We start from the raw sequence: 14,232 nt of genomic DNA, 5'->3' as shown, positions 1-14,232 counted from the left end.
AAAATTAGACCGCACTGAACTAGACCCGACTAAAATCAAATTTTTTTCGGGGTAATCACGAAGATTTTCGCAAATAACTTTATGTTATTTTTCTATCACCACCTTCGCCGGCTGATAGAATTGACCGTTGCGTAGTAGCGCATCGATCAAGCGCACAAATTTTCTTCCGGTTAAGACGAGCGCTCGTTTATGTTTGTGTTTAGGTACTTCATTTTTCTTTTTTTGGTAGTACTCTTTAAATTCTGGAAGTGTACTTCTTACTCGATTGGTGGCTTCAATTAAGTAGTAACGAAAATAGCGATTTCCAGAACGATTTAGTGGCGTGTTTTCAGATTGAGAGTTTCCTGATTGATTTTTAGACCAAGTTAACCCGGCATACTTTGCTAACTTGGATTGATCATCAAATCGCTCGATTTGACCAATTTCAGCGATTAAGCCTGCAGTATAAACAGCTCCTAATCCTGGGACACTTAATAAGCATTGGGCTTCTGGAATTGTTTCAAGTAAAGCAGTAATGTTTTTTTCAATTTCTTTAATCTGTTTTTTTAGAAATTTGATTTCGTTGGCGATTATACCTAATACAAGGTCAATGGAATTCTTGGTTACTTTACCTAAACGATAAGAACTACGTACAGCTTTTTGAATACTTTTGACAAGTTGCTCTGGATTTTTGAATCGACCTTTTCCTAGCTTTTGAAGTAATTCAGCGGCTGATTCAAGAGGCATTTCCGAAAATTCATCTAAGGTAATACCTTCTGTAAGTAGATTCATAATTGAAGCTCCGAATATGGAAGTTTTATTGTCTTCATTCGCAAGTTCTTTTGATAAAGTATTACATTTATACGTCAAATTTTCTAAAAAATGTTGTTTTGCTTCTACCATTTGTGTCACTAATTGATAACGAGATCTTGTTAGTCGTTGAAGTCCAACATAAACTTCTTCTTTAATAGGAGACAATGTATGGAGATCTACTCGTAGATAATCAGCTATGATCTGTGCATCAATTTTATCTGTTTTATCCTGATCGAACATTCTTGAATACTGTTTGATTCTATAAGGATTTTCTACAGTAACTTCGACAGGTAACAGCTTTAAATCTTCATCTAAGTAGAAAAACATTGCTGGGTGAAAACTATAAACAGAAGTCGATTCCATACCTATGACAATTCGGCAGAAACCAAAGGTTTCTTGGTAGTCGAGAATTCTTTGTTTGATTTCGCTAGCTCCGATTAAATCGTTGCTAAGTGAACCTTCAAACAAGATCTCTTTGGAGTCTGTTAAAAAGCAAGTATCTAATTTTTGAGAACTAACGTCTAAACCAATAAATAATTTCATGGAAGGTCCTCCTTTCATAAATTTTTTGGAATACTTAGCTATTGAAGTTTATCCCTGAATCTTATTGAATAACCGCAATCTCGCTTAATAGTACTCAATTGTTTACCTCTTAAAAGCCACCCTATTTCCTACTAGAAATAGTTTAAGAAGTGAACGGTACAGCTAATGGGTTTGAGGCATGATAATCAATAAGTCGGGATGCAGGCTTTCTGCTGTAGTCATAGCTACAAAGGAAATTAGCAGTGTTCCGATAGACCGTTTCCATAAGTCTATTATCCAGGAACAAAATTCAATAGCCAAGGTTTAAAAGTTATTTAATAAGGAATAGCCCTAAGGGGTGACTGAAACGATGGAAGTCGTTTCAAAATATATATTACGAGGAGGAAATCAGTATGCATGCGACAGATCAAACTTTTCAAATATTATTGAGTCAATTGTTAGAAAAAGTTGAAGACCGTTGTCCTGAATGTGGCAGTGAACAATATGTTTGGCAACAAAAAAATAAAGATGGCACAGAACGTTGTGCCCCAACTTGTTGGTCGTGTGGGTATAAAATGCTAAAAAAACATGAACACGAAGCCACTCAGCAACGTTCTCAAGAGAGTTTTATGGCGCGTACACAAAAATTTTTTCATCAAGGGTCCTTAATTGCTGATGATGCGCTACGGCAATGTCGCTTAACCAATTACCAAACCACTGAATTAGAAACAAGACAAGCAAAAGAACGGGCCTTAGCAGCAGTTTCAGCGATTGTTGAAGGAAAGCCAATCCACGTTATTTTTTCAGGGAAACCTGGTGTTGGTAAAAGTCATTTGGCTATCAGTATTTTAGTTGAAGTCTTAGAACGCTCTGCATATCAAAAGTATTGTTTATTTGTCAGCTACTCTGAGTTATTAGAAAAACTAAAAATGTCCATGAATGAGTCGGCCAAAAGCCAAGCAAAGGCTCAAGCGTATATTACTAGAATGAAAAAAGCAGACGTTTTGGTCTTAGATGATTTAGGTGCTGAATTAGGAATTAAAAATAAAGTTAGTACGGATTTTAACAATGACATCTTAAACCGAATTTTAGAAGCTAGACAGAATAAAGCAACTATTTTTACTACTAATTTTTCTGGAAAACAACTGGTGGAGGCCTATGGAACACGCATTATTTCTCGTCTAATGAAGCACGCCAGTGGCTATGTTTTCCAATATAAAGACACAACAGACAAACGAATGAGGAGTGTGAAATAAATATGTTAACAATTATTATTGGGTTTATCTTTTGGACAATGACACTAATGTTAGGTTATCTAATTGGTGAAAGAGAAGGCCGTAAACATGAGTAATTTAACAAAACGTAAAAAAGATTTATTTGAAATGAAAAGCGTTGTATTTAAAGATATTTCAAAGCAACAAAGCGAAAAAGCACAAAAAAGAAAACGACTCTTACAACTAATGAATCAATATCCCGATTGGGCAAGTCAAAAAAATAAACTTATTATGCAGGAAATTCAAGAATTAGGACAAGCAATCGGTAATTGGTCGATGGATCAATCAAGACCCATCCAATCCATTAAGGCCGCAACGTTTACAAAAAGCGAGTATCTCTATTTAATTTGGCTCGGTTATTCAGATGAAGCGATTCGTCACGGCTTAGAAATGTCGAAAGAGTGTTATTTTATTTATCGATTAACACTTTTAAATGAATAAAAGTAAAGGAGATTAACCAATGCGTACGTCAACATTTAATTATATCAAAGATATTTTAGCAGACTTTTATAAAACAGATGAGTATATCCGGCAACGGGAAGAAGAATTACGGCACCCTTATCAAGAAGCAGATTTAAATGCTGGTATTAGAGGACAAGGACTTCACTCTGTAGTGACCGAACGAATGGCGATTACGATAGCTATGGATCGTCGTCTGTGGAACTTAGAGAGAAATCGAGACATTATCAAAAATTGTTTAGCTGAAGCGGATGAACAAACGCGCGTGATTATTGAAGAACTATATATGAAAAAACGGCCCTCTTTAACATTAATTGGACTTGCCCAGCAATTATTTATTAGTAAAAGCCAAGCCTATAAATTAAGAAATCATTTCTTTGAAGCGGTGGCGGATGAACTAGGGATGTAAACATGGAAAAAACGTGGAATTTTTTCAGGTGTCAACATGGTAAATTAATAGTGTCGAAAGAGATAGATAAACGTGAGGCAACCAAAAAAATGAAGACACGGAATTCTATGATTTTGACTGCTTTCTTGTGTCAGCTATGAAGGAGCAGAAAATGCCGGCTACTTTCAAGATCCTTCATTTTGACTAGAAGAGAGCCAATTTGTTAACCAATCCTGAATTTTTTGAATGGAAAGGTGGCGCTAAAAATGAATGAAGCGGAACAAGAATTATATGAAGCCCTTGTTGCAATCTGCCAGACGTCAGGATTTTTGTTGCTAGAGGAACTGCCGACAGATTTACCAGATCAGCCATTTGTTTACTTAGGTGATAGTAAAGAATTACCTAAGCCAACTAAATCAGCTATTTTGGGTGAAATTGAATTAATAATGCATGTTTATGGTGCGTTATCTGAACGACAACAAATTTCTACAATTAAAGGAACGATTTTACGGCAGGCAACCAGTAACTTAAAACGAACGGCTCATTTTAATTGGGGTATCAAACATCAAGAAGTCAAAGCACAAATGGTAAAAGATACCAAACAAATGAAAAAAACAATTTGGCATGCTGTACTACCATTACACATGCAATTTTACTAGGAGGAATTATCAATGGGAGAAGTTATGCAAGGAAAAGACCGTATTTTATTAGTTCGTCGCTTGGATGAAGCAGCGACAAAGAAAGCAATGAAACCCTTATTTCAAATTGAACATGAATGGGAATTCTCACGTGAATCGAGCGGTACGCAAACAAAAGATGGCGTTGCGAATGCTGTTTCTGGTTTAGAAGTTACGTTATCGTTAAGCGGTTTAGCCTCTCGCGATGATGAAAATTTATACATGAAAGACGCAGTTGAAGATGGCATCTTAATGGAATTTTGGGATGTTGATTTAAAAGGTGAAAAAAATGCGGAAGGTAAATATCCAGCAATTTATGCCCAAGGTTATGTAAATTCATGGAGTTTACCAGCCAATGTAGAAGAATTAGTAGAAATCGAAACAGAAGCCTCTATTAATGGCAAACCACAAGATGGCTTTGCAACAGTAGAAGCAGATATTATTGCAGAAGCACAATATGCGTTCCAAGATACCGTTCCAGATAAAGCACCACAACCTGGCGCATAATCAAAAAGTGTTGAATTTTAGGAGGATAAAAAATGAATTTAGAGATTAACGGAAAAACAATTGAAGTGAAATTTACGATTGGCGCGATTCGTGAATTAGATAAACGTTACCAAATTGAAAATGGCGCTGCCAAATTCGGCATGGGCATCAGTTCAGCAATGATTTATTTACGCCAATACAATCCAGTAATCTTAGTTGACATCATGGAAGCTTTACAAAGTGGGCAATTAAAAATAGGTAAGTCGGAAATTGAAGCATGGTTAATGACCCAAGATGTCAAAAAACTTTCAGATGACTTGCTTAAAGAAATGGGAAAGCAACCTCTTACAAAACCAATGATCGATCAGTTCAGCAAAGAAGCGAAGAAAGCAGAAGCGCAAGCGACCAACTAATTAAAACGAGCGATGACGTGTATCACGACATCGCTCTTTCTGCTTTTCGCTACTTAGGCTGTCGCTCATTTGAAGAAGTGGATCGGATGACCATGTCTGAATTTGAATTACGAATGATTGCTTTTAATTTAGCAGAAGTAGATGAAGAGCGGAAAAGGCACGAGCTTGCCTACTTAAATGTTAAAGCGCAAGCGACAAACAAAAAAGGAAAACCCGTTTTTGAAAGCTTTAAAAGTTTTTATGATTATGAAAAACGAGTTGCTGAAGTTCTGGCAGCTAACCAGCCACAACGAACAAAATTAAATGAGCGGAAAAAAACGCAACTTGCCACTGTGGCAGAGCGTCTACGCCGCTATCGAGAAGGGAGGAGAGTAGATGGAGAATGACAAAGAAAAAACGCCGTTATCGGAGGCAAAGAAAAGCCTTGCAGGCGTCCAACAAGCATTAAAAAGTATGAGCGGTGAGTATGCCTTATTAAGTGGATATTTAGGGGAAATTAGTGCGGGTGTCAATCAGTCAGCCACGGTCATGAACACATTTAAAACCGTCATGCAACAATCTGGAGAAACAGTGAAAAAAACAGGAGACGAAACAGCAAAGGCAGCAGATCAAATGAACACAGCGTTAACAGATTCTGCTGAACAAGCCGGTGAAGCAGCTAAAAAAGCGGGGAAAGAAACCTCTGATGGCTTTACTAATGCACAAAATAATATGCTGAGCTTTGGGACGGCCATGACTAGTGCCGTTTCCTTACCTATGCTGAACGTTTTAAAAACAGCTATGGGCGTCGGTGCTGGGGTCAGTGGCGAATTTCAAGGAATGCAAGGACTGATTATGGCCAGTGCAGGAGGGATTTCTGATTCATTGCAAGGCGAGTTGCAAGGGGCATTGACTCAGATGAATCAATCATTTGAAGCGGCAGCACAAGTGATTCAAAGCGTGATGGCTCCAGGAATGGAAATTTTGGTTCAAGTGGTTATCACAGTCGTCAAAGGCATCACAGCTTTGGTGAATTTATTTATCAAATTACCAAAACCTGTCCAAGTTTTTATTGTTGCCATTATGGGTATTTTAGCCGCCATTGGGCCCATGCTGATTATGGTAACGATGGCTCAGCAAAAATTTCAACAGTTTAGTGCTGGTTTGGCTCTTGTACAAGGAAACATTGGGAAGTTAGGTGGTGGCTTATCAAAACTAAGTGCTAGTTTTAGTGCCTTAAGTGGAGGACCATTAATTTTAATTGTAGTAGCCGTTTTAGCAGCTGTAGCAGCGTTTATTTATTTCTATAAAACCAATGAAACATTTAGAAATAGTATCAATAGCTTAGCTAGTGCCATTCAAGGAGCTGTCTCAGCGGCGTTTGGCAAATTGGTAGGACTGCTACAACAGATCCAGCCGGCCTTTCAACAAGTAATGGCAGTTTTTAAACAATTTTTTGCAGTAGGCTTAGAGAAAATGGCGACTATTTTTTCAACAATTGGTCGTGTGCTAGCAGGCGTTTTTGCCAGCGGTTTGCAATTAGGTAGTAACTTATTAGGGCAATTTGGTGGCACCTTTGACAAAGCTGGTTTAGCGGTTGGTCTTTTGGTAAAAGTTCTGACAAAGGTTGCACTGGCTGCATTAGGAATTTCTGGGCCGTTTGGTCTAATTATTTCCTTGATTGTTTCATTCGTGACGGCCTGGATGAAAACCGGTGATTTGAGTGCGGGTGGTATTACCCAAGTCTTTGATAATTTAGGTAACACGATTACATCGGTTACAACAATGCTTGCGGCTAATCTACCGAAAGTTATACAACTTTTTACAACCGTCTTAACCAGTATTCTCGGGAAAATAACAGAAGCTATTCCAAGCATCGTCACCGCGTTATCTAGTTTAATTACGTTAATTGTTGGTGCGATCGTTGCCAATTTGCCAGTCTTAATTGAAGCGGCAACACAAATTATTACTACGTTGATTCAGGGGATTACAACAGTCTTACCAATGTTGATAGAAGTTGGTTTGAGCTTATTAATGACTTTAGTTAATGCGATTGTCACCGCCTTGCCAACAATTACAACTGCAGCGATTAATATCATCACTACATTAGTGACAGCTTTTGTCACAGCGTTACCAATGCTAGTTACAGCAGGTGTTTCAATTATCACAGCCTTAGTCAATGCATTTGTTACTATGTTACCGTTGATTTTGACTGCTGGTTTACAAATTTTGATGGCATTAGTCACTGGGATTATGACGATTTTACCTCAGTTAATTCAATCAGCGCTGACGATTATTCTAGCGTTAGTGACTGCGTTGGTAGGTGCCTTGCCACAGATTATCAGCGCAGGTGTCAAATTGTTAATGGCGTTAATTCAAGGAATTATTTCGATTTTACCAACCTTAGTTGCGGCAGCTATTACCTTAATTTTGACATTGGTAAATGCCTTAATTGGTGCCTTACCACAAATCATCAGCGCAGGTGTCAAATTGCTAATGGCTTTGATCCAAGGGATTATTTCAATTTTACCGCAACTGGTTACTGCAGCAATTACGCTCATTACCGCTTTAATGGGTGCGTTAATCAATGCGTTGCCACAGTTGTTAAGTGCTGGGATTCAACTGATTCAAGCCTTAATTAATGGTGTACTCAGTCTATTGGGTGCCTTGCTGTCCGCAGCAGGAACATTAATCTCACAAATGATCACGAAGATTGGTTCTTATTTTGGTCAACTGTTAGCTTCGGGCGGACAGTTAGTTGAAAATATCAAAAATGGGGTTACCAATGCAGCCAATCAGGTAAAAACTGCCATTGGTTCTGTAATTGAAGGTGCTTGGCAAGCAATCCAAGGTTGGTTTTCAAAATTCACCGATGCCGGTGCGAATATTGTCGGCATGATTGCTGATGGAATTACAGGCGCAATAGGAAAAGCCAAAGAAGCAATCGATGGGGTCGTCAGTAAAATTCGTAACTTTTTACCATTTTCACCAGCAAAAGAAGGTCCCTTATCTGATTTGCATAAATTGAATTTCGGCGGCACGATTGCCACGGGGATTTATGCAGGCGAAACAGCCGTTAGTAGAGCAATGGCTTCTATTTTAGACTTACCGCTGTTAAATGATTTTGCCTTGGACTTAGCTGGTCGAGGAAACTTCACAGCAACGATTGACCATCGTTTAGAAAATGATGCATACAATCGACCATTATTTGTGACAGTAGAGTCAACGTTAGATGGAAAAGTTGTCGCAGCAACTACGGCGCCTTATTTAGCAACGGAGTTACAACGACAACAAGTGAAACAAAATAACCGCTTAGGAAGGAGAGGATAACATGTATAAATTTGTTGATACCAATCAAGCAACTCGTTCAACGCCTCTTCCTTCAGAAGCGTTGAATTTTAACGGTCAATTTTTAGAAAAAGTCATCCCTGGCTATCAAACATTATCAGTTTCAGGACGAGAATTAGTTCCAAGCGAAATTGAAAGCTATCAATTAGGGATTCGTGATGGTAAACGTCACGTTTATGCGCGGATTCCAGAACGAGAATTAACAGTCAAATATCGGCTTTCAGCTGTGAATAATGAAGCGTTTCGAGATGCATTTAATCATTTAAACGTTGCTTTGTTTACAGAAAAAGACGTTTCTATTTGGTTTAACGATGAACCGGAAATGCTGTGGTTTGGCAGTAAGTCTTCAGTGAGTGATGTACCCGAAGGCGTTAACCAAGTAACAGGCACCTTTACTTTATTGCTTTCTGATCCGTATAAATACACACGGAGTGATGCGACTAGTGTGATGTGGGGTTCGCCAACCATTACATTTCAAGCGAATTACTTAATGGGGAATACAGGCTCAGGTGCAGTTGATTTTCCAATTTTAATTGAAGGTGGAGCCTATTGGGGATCAACCATGATTACCTTTCAAAATCGGGCTTACACGATGGGGGATTTAGGCAAAGAAGTTCGGCCAATTGAAATTTATCCTACGGTCGAAGGATTAAAAGTCAAACCGACCATTATTTTAACAGGAACCGGACGTGGTGTTTGGATTAAAACACGGAACGATACAATTAACTTAGGAGACTTTGATCGTTCGGAAATTATTATCGATACTGAAAATTTTTATCTGACAAAAAATGGTGCACCGATGATTCGACCAATGAACGATTTTTATCTATATCCCAATGAACCGCTGTATATTCAAGCCAAAGATAGCGACTTCCGCTTGACGATTCGCTATCCTAACCGATTTGTGTAGGAGGGTGATTAAATGTTAATGGCGCTGGATTTGAAAAGAACATATACGGCAATTTTGGACAATGCCTATCAAGTCAGCTATGAAAAAATAGAGAACAAAATTGGCAGTTTAGATTTTACCATGCCGCTAGATGATCCTAAAAATGAATTTATTGCAGAAATGCAATGGGTGGAACTGACCGACAATGAGAATGAATATATTGGTTTATATCGCGTGATGCCAACCACAATTAAGAAAGATGCGAACAATAATCAAATTCACTACTCTGCCACAGAAGCATTATGTACCTTAGGTGATACTGTCCTTTTTGGTTGTCACGAAATTAAAAACAAAACAACGAAAGAGGCCATTCAATTTCTATTAAATAAACAAAAAACAAAGCATTGGGTCCTAAAAAAATGTGATTTTTCAAGGAAATTAACCTATAAATGGGAAAATGAAAATGGGCTAGTCGAGCCTTTATTTAGCATCCCAGCCGATTTCGAAGAGGAATATCTTTGGCAATGGAATACAGAGGTCTATCCTTTTGAACTTTCATTAGTCAAACCGCCAACAGAACCAGTTGCGCGAATTCAAGAAGGTTACAACATGCAAGGATTTGAAATAGAACGTAATCCCAAGATGCTAATCAATCGGATTTATCCATTAGGTTCAGGCGAAGGTGTTAACAAAGTCAATATTCGCTCGGTCAATCAAGGGGTTCCGTATTTAGAGAACAAGGCCGCAATTGACTGCTATGGTTTATTGGAGTCAATTTGGGTGGAACAGCGTTTTTCTGATCCCAAGGCATTAAAGGAAAATGCTTTGCGAATGTTAGAAGAATGGACCAAGCCACAAGTTTCTTGGGTAGTGACTGCAGCTGATTTAATTAAATTAACAGATCAACCTTTAGCAATCGATCGTTTGCGGTTGGGCACGGTTATCATGATTAATACGAATGAGTTTGGGAGTGTCAACCTTCGTATCAAAAAAGAAAGTAAAAAAGATGTCTTTGGTGCCCCCCAAGACATTCAGCTAGAGTTGGGAAATCTGCAAGAAACAATTCATAGTACCATGACAGCTTTCAGTCGGAAACAAGAGATTAGCGAAACTTACGCACAAGGGGCGACGACACTTTTAAATCGTTCAATACAAGGAGAACTTAGCAAGACACAGCCAGTGGAGCTGAATTTATACTTTGACGAGGACATTCTTTATATAAACACCGCAGAATTAACGTTCAAGGCAACTGCTAAAGGACCTTCGCATTCTGTAACGAACATTGATTTGGTAGTGGATGGCAAAAAATTACCCCAACTATCATTGCAACAACAACGGCTAAACATTTTGAGTTATTTACGAAAAACAACAGATGGAAAAATCGAACGCGGCAATCACACGCTTCAATTTTTCTCTCATCAGCCACTATGGTTGGATGCTTCGGTCATCTGTCGTGTGTATATTCAATCCCAATTGGGTGGCCAGTTTTAATAAAATAATGAAAACTAGAGGAGTGTGACGAAATGTCAGTAGAACATATTGAAGAATTAGATACCCTGAATCAAGGTCGCCTTAAAATCAATGCAATCTTGGATCAGTCGAATGCATCAGCTGAGAAAGTAGATGCTTACCAAGTCCAGTTAACGAATGGAATTTCTGAAGCGAAAAACATTGCAGATGAAGCTGGCAAAGAAGCCGTACAAATTGCCACCGATGCAGGCAATCAAGCAAATGAAACAGCCAACCAAGCGATGAACAATGCCAAAACAGCCATCACGATTGCAGGAAATGCAGTTTCAACGGCAAATAATAATAAACAAGAATTTGATACTTTACGAAATGATTTCGATCAATTAGTAGCAGAAGCAGGTGATAGTAATCCAGAAATTGTCCAAGCACGCACAGATACACAAGGCATCAAACAAGCTACCTTAGCGAATCGTCTTCAAATTGATTTGAATGACCGTATGACAAAAGCAGATGGTATTTCTTTATTGGCTAAGCCAACCACTGTCAAATTGAAGTTAGACTTTAACGGTAAAACGGCCGGCAATACAGCCACCAATGCAAACAGTTATTCCACTGATTTTACGGCTAAAATTCTTAAGAAGCCAACAGACGTTTGGGAGGAAGTTTCCCAAGCGGACTACAATAAAATGGCCAGCCGTGATGATGAGGGTGTGAAAACAGGTTCCACCCAAAGTGGTGTGATTCCACAACAATTAGCGGCCTTCAATCTCGTTGAAGCCGCAAAAAAATTAATTCCACAAATGTTTGAAACATTCACAACTGACGAGGCGGTGGCATTTGTTCGCCAGAACGTTCAATTTTTTACGATTAATCAACGTGTGAAAGCCGCTGCGCCCAATAATCAAACGATTAAAATCGCTGCGTATTTACCAACTACGGATAATTGGGTAACTCAAATCCAAGAATCAGCAAAAGAGTTCAGCGATTTTTCAATTCAAATCAATGATCAGAATTTTATCACAGATGAAGGGTTCATTTATTTAATGAGCTATACAGATTCATCGAATGGGGTGACGCCAGCCAGCGTAGAAGTTGATTACGTGGGACTTCATATTGGTCTGTCTGTTGATGCCCAAGCGGTTTTAGCGAAGAGTGGTTTTGTTCAGGCAGAGCAACTCAATACCCATGTGGAAAATCAGGATAATCCACACCAAGTAACCGCTGAACAAGTTGGGCTGGGCAATGTAGAAAATTATGGCTTCGCATCAGACAGCGAAGCAGTCGCGGGAACTTTAACGAGTAAATATATGCACCCGAAAAACGTTGCGGAAGCGATTAAAGGTCAAGCTGTGACACAAACAGGTGACCAAGAGATTGCTGGGATGAAGAATTTTGTAACTATGCCAACCGTCAATGGTGTGCCTTTGGAATCCTCTAAAATGGCCATTTATGAAGCTAGTGGAGTCGGTGAAGTCGAGGCAAAATATCAGGCGGCCTTTAATAAAGACAATATGAAATTTGTATTAATTAGGGTAGGAAATCGTGTCGATGCATTCGTAAGATGTAATTTGAGTGATCCGACGAAATTGAATAACCACATGCCTAAAGTATTTAACATACCAACTGGGTACAAAATGTCCTCAAAAATAAGTGCTAGTATTTGGAATATTCCGCTCTCAGTTGCACCTTACGCTTTTCCGTATCCTAATTGTAATGCACTATATGAAATCGGAAATCAAGGGATAATTTTTGCCTCAAGCAGAGCCGGAAATATTTACCTCCAAGGAAGTTGGTACACAGACGATCCGTTTCCAACAAAATAACAAGCTAGTTTAGGAGTCTTTTTATGGAACGTTATCTCAACACAATAACAATGCTTTTAAGCATTTTCGGTGGGATTGTCGTACGTTTATTAGGTGGATTAGATCAATTGTTGGATGTCTTCCTCTTTTTAATTATTGTCGATTTCATCACAGGTTGGATTAAGGCAATCGCCACAAAAGAATTGTCCAGTCGGATTGGTATGCTCGGAATTGCGAAAAAAGTTACGATGTTATTTGTGGTTGCCGTAGCGGTTCGTGTTGAAAAAGTTGTGGGGAACAATTTGCCAATTCGGGAAATGGTTCTGATTTTTTACATTGCGAACGAAGGACTTTCTTTTTTTGAAAATATTGCAACCTTTATTCCTATGCCGAAAAAGTTAAAAGAGTTATTTATTCAGTTAAAAAATAAAGATGATTAAGTAGAAGTGGTCGGGACAAACGTAGAACTTTCGGCTGATTGCCGAAGAAATTACTTCTGTCCCGCCATTTATCTGCAGGTTTAAGCCGTGGAAGGGAAGTTGTTTTGACTTTCCTTTCATGGCTTTTTTAAGAAAGGAGCATGCTATGTTTAAAAGATTAATGATTCAACTTGCTTTAGTAATTGGCTTAAGTTTAACGATTCCGATGACGGCTTGCGCTTACACCATCGAAGCGGATCCAATCAACTTTACTTATTTTCCAGGCTCTGCAAGCAATGAATTAATTGTTTTACATGAATCTGGAAACGAGCGGAACCTAGGACCACACAGTTTAGACAATGAAGTGGCCTATATGAAACGAAATTGGTCAAATGCTTATGTCTCATATTTTGTCGGATCTGGTGGACGAGTGAAACAATTAGCTCCTGCTGGCCAAATTCAATATGGCGCAGGTTCTTTAGCTAATCAAAAAGCCTATGCGCAAATCGAATTGGCTCGAACGAATAATGCGGCGACGTTTAAAAAAGATTATGCTGCCTATGTTAATTTGGCCCGTGATTTGGCTCAAAACATTGGTGCTGATTTTTCGCTGGATGATGGAACAGGTTATGGCATAGTCACTCATGATTGGATTACAAAAAATTGGTGGGGAGATCATACAGATCCTTATGGTTATTTAGCGCGTTGGGGGATTAGTAAAGCGCAGTTGGCACAAGATTTACAAACGGGCGTTTCTGAAACAGGTGAGACTGTCATTATTCAGCCAGGTAAACCTAATGCGCCAAAATATCAAGTAGGACAAGCAATTCGTTTCACTTCAATCTATCCAACACCAGATGCTTTAATCAATGAACATCTATCAGCAGAGGCACTTTGGACACAAGTAGGAACAATTACAGCGAAATTACCCGACCGACAAAACCTTTACCGTATTGAAAATAGCGGACATTTGTTAGGCTATGTGAACGATGGCGACATTGCTGAACTTTGGCGCCCGCAAACGAAGAAATCATTTCTAATTGGTGTGGACGAAGGCATTGTTTTAAGAGCAGGACAACCTAGTTTGTCAGCACCTATTTATGGTATCTGGCCCAAAAATACTCGCTTTTATTACGATGCGTTTTATATTGCAGATGGGTATGTTTTTATTGGTGGAACAGATACGACAGGCGCGAGAATTTATTTGCCAATCGGACCAAACGATGGCAACGCACAGAATACATGGGGATCATTTACTAGCTAAAAAAAAAAGCCACAAACTCTGCTTTTATCAGAGTTTGTGGCTTTTTTTGC

The 14,232-nt window shown here is 38.8% G+C and carries 14 protein-coding genes; 13 read left to right on the top strand and 1 reads right to left on the bottom strand.

The window, feature by feature from the left end; genetic code table 11:
• Nucleotides 1-84: 84 nt before the first annotated feature.
• Nucleotides 85-1,335: an IS110 family transposase gene (locus IGK86_RS09070; protein WP_438741968.1), complete on the bottom strand. Its 1,251-nt coding sequence runs from the start codon at nucleotides 1,333-1,335 to the stop codon at nucleotides 85-87.
• A gap of 392 nt (nucleotides 1,336-1,727) precedes the next feature.
• Between IGK86_RS09070 and IGK86_RS09065 the strand changes: the two genes are divergently transcribed.
• The 13 genes from IGK86_RS09065 to IGK86_RS09005 all read left to right on the top strand — a co-directional run bounded on the left by IGK86_RS09065 (nucleotide 1,728) and on the right by IGK86_RS09005 (nucleotide 14,182).
• Nucleotides 1,728-2,570: an ATP-binding protein gene (locus tag IGK86_RS09065; RefSeq protein WP_010715123.1), complete on the top strand. Its 843-nt coding sequence runs from the start codon at nucleotides 1,728-1,730 to the stop codon at nucleotides 2,568-2,570.
• A 66-nt stretch (nucleotides 2,571-2,636) separates the two neighbouring features.
• Nucleotides 2,637-3,029 (top strand): hypothetical protein, encoded by a 393-nt coding sequence (locus IGK86_RS09060; protein WP_016617237.1) that lies wholly within the window; start codon nucleotides 2,637-2,639, stop codon nucleotides 3,027-3,029.
• 19 nt (nucleotides 3,030-3,048) lie between these two features.
• Nucleotides 3,049-3,456 (top strand): RinA family phage transcriptional activator, encoded by a 408-nt coding sequence (locus IGK86_RS09055; RefSeq protein ID WP_002360491.1) that lies wholly within the window; start codon nucleotides 3,049-3,051, stop codon nucleotides 3,454-3,456.
• Between the two features lie 221 nt (nucleotides 3,457-3,677).
• The gene (locus IGK86_RS09050) at nucleotides 3,678-4,094 is read left to right on the top strand and encodes a hypothetical protein (protein WP_002382237.1); all 417 of its coding nucleotides are present in this window, start codon (nucleotides 3,678-3,680) and stop codon (nucleotides 4,092-4,094) included.
• Nucleotides 4,095-4,106: 12 nt separating this feature from the next.
• Nucleotides 4,107-4,619 (top strand): phage major tail protein, TP901-1 family, encoded by a 513-nt coding sequence (locus IGK86_RS09045; protein ID WP_002381948.1) that lies wholly within the window; start codon nucleotides 4,107-4,109, stop codon nucleotides 4,617-4,619.
• A 32-nt stretch (nucleotides 4,620-4,651) separates the two neighbouring features.
• Nucleotides 4,652-5,011: a tail assembly chaperone gene (locus IGK86_RS09040; RefSeq protein WP_002357848.1), complete on the top strand. Its 360-nt coding sequence runs from the start codon at nucleotides 4,652-4,654 to the stop codon at nucleotides 5,009-5,011.
• 17 nt (nucleotides 5,012-5,028) lie between these two features.
• A complete protein-coding gene (locus IGK86_RS09035; RefSeq protein ID WP_002361692.1) occupies nucleotides 5,029-5,397 on the top strand; it encodes a hypothetical protein in 369 nt (122 codons plus the stop codon).
• Nucleotides 5,387-8,320, top strand: coding sequence for a phage tail protein (locus IGK86_RS09030; protein WP_104877083.1), 2,934 nt, complete (start codon nucleotides 5,387-5,389; stop codon nucleotides 8,318-8,320). Before IGK86_RS09035 ends, IGK86_RS09030 begins: the two co-directional genes overlap by 11 nt.
• A gap of 1 nt (nucleotide 8,321) precedes the next feature.
• Entirely contained in the window at nucleotides 8,322-9,248 is a 927-nt protein-coding gene (locus tag IGK86_RS09025; RefSeq protein ID WP_010777582.1) for a distal tail protein Dit, read from the top strand.
• A gap of 12 nt (nucleotides 9,249-9,260) precedes the next feature.
• On the top strand, nucleotides 9,261-10,718 hold the full coding sequence (locus tag IGK86_RS09020) for a phage tail protein (RefSeq protein ID WP_438742348.1): 1,458 nt from the start codon (nucleotides 9,261-9,263) through the stop codon (nucleotides 10,716-10,718).
• A 32-nt stretch (nucleotides 10,719-10,750) separates the two neighbouring features.
• Entirely contained in the window at nucleotides 10,751-12,520 is a 1,770-nt protein-coding gene (locus IGK86_RS09015; RefSeq protein ID WP_010713468.1) for a hypothetical protein, read from the top strand.
• A 23-nt stretch (nucleotides 12,521-12,543) separates the two neighbouring features.
• Nucleotides 12,544-12,939 carry a phage holin family protein gene (locus IGK86_RS09010; protein ID WP_002357842.1) on the top strand — a complete coding sequence of 132 codons (396 nt, stop codon included), beginning with the start codon at nucleotides 12,544-12,546 and terminating at the stop codon, nucleotides 12,937-12,939.
• A 118-nt stretch (nucleotides 12,940-13,057) separates the two neighbouring features.
• Entirely contained in the window at nucleotides 13,058-14,182 is a 1,125-nt protein-coding gene (locus IGK86_RS09005; protein WP_016617240.1) for an SH3 domain-containing protein, read from the top strand.
• Nucleotides 14,183-14,232 lie beyond the last annotated feature (50 nt).

The organism is Enterococcus sp. DIV1206 (genome assembly GCF_051712485.1).
In the GTDB taxonomy this organism is placed as follows: Bacteria; Bacillota; Bacilli; order Lactobacillales; family Enterococcaceae; genus Enterococcus; species Enterococcus faecalis.
Note: the sequence above shows the minus strand (reverse complement) of the source record. Positions and strands in the feature narration are given on the sequence as shown.

Bases quoted from the DNA above. Each gene is read 5' to 3' on its own strand.
- IGK86_RS09070 (WP_438741968.1), bottom strand. From the start codon at position 1,335: ATGAAATTATTTATTGGTTTAGACGTTAGTTCTCAAAAATTAGATACT.
- IGK86_RS09065 (WP_010715123.1), top strand. From the start codon at position 1,728: ATGCATGCGACAGATCAAACTTTTCAAATATTATTGAGTCAATTGTTA.
- IGK86_RS09055 (WP_002360491.1), top strand. From the start codon at position 3,049: ATGCGTACGTCAACATTTAATTATATCAAAGATATTTTAGCAGACTTT.
- IGK86_RS09045 (WP_002381948.1), top strand. From the start codon at position 4,107: ATGGGAGAAGTTATGCAAGGAAAAGACCGTATTTTATTAGTTCGTCGC.
- IGK86_RS09040 (WP_002357848.1), top strand. From the start codon at position 4,652: ATGAATTTAGAGATTAACGGAAAAACAATTGAAGTGAAATTTACGATT.
- IGK86_RS09030 (WP_104877083.1), top strand. From the start codon at position 5,387: ATGGAGAATGACAAAGAAAAAACGCCGTTATCGGAGGCAAAGAAAAGC.
- IGK86_RS09025 (WP_010777582.1), top strand. From the start codon at position 8,322: ATGTATAAATTTGTTGATACCAATCAAGCAACTCGTTCAACGCCTCTT.
- IGK86_RS09020 (WP_438742348.1), top strand. From the start codon at position 9,261: ATGTTAATGGCGCTGGATTTGAAAAGAACATATACGGCAATTTTGGAC.
- IGK86_RS09015 (WP_010713468.1), top strand. From the start codon at position 10,751: ATGTCAGTAGAACATATTGAAGAATTAGATACCCTGAATCAAGGTCGC.
- IGK86_RS09010 (WP_002357842.1), top strand. From the start codon at position 12,544: ATGGAACGTTATCTCAACACAATAACAATGCTTTTAAGCATTTTCGGT.
- IGK86_RS09005 (WP_016617240.1), top strand. From the start codon at position 13,058: ATGGCTTTTTTAAGAAAGGAGCATGCTATGTTTAAAAGATTAATGATT.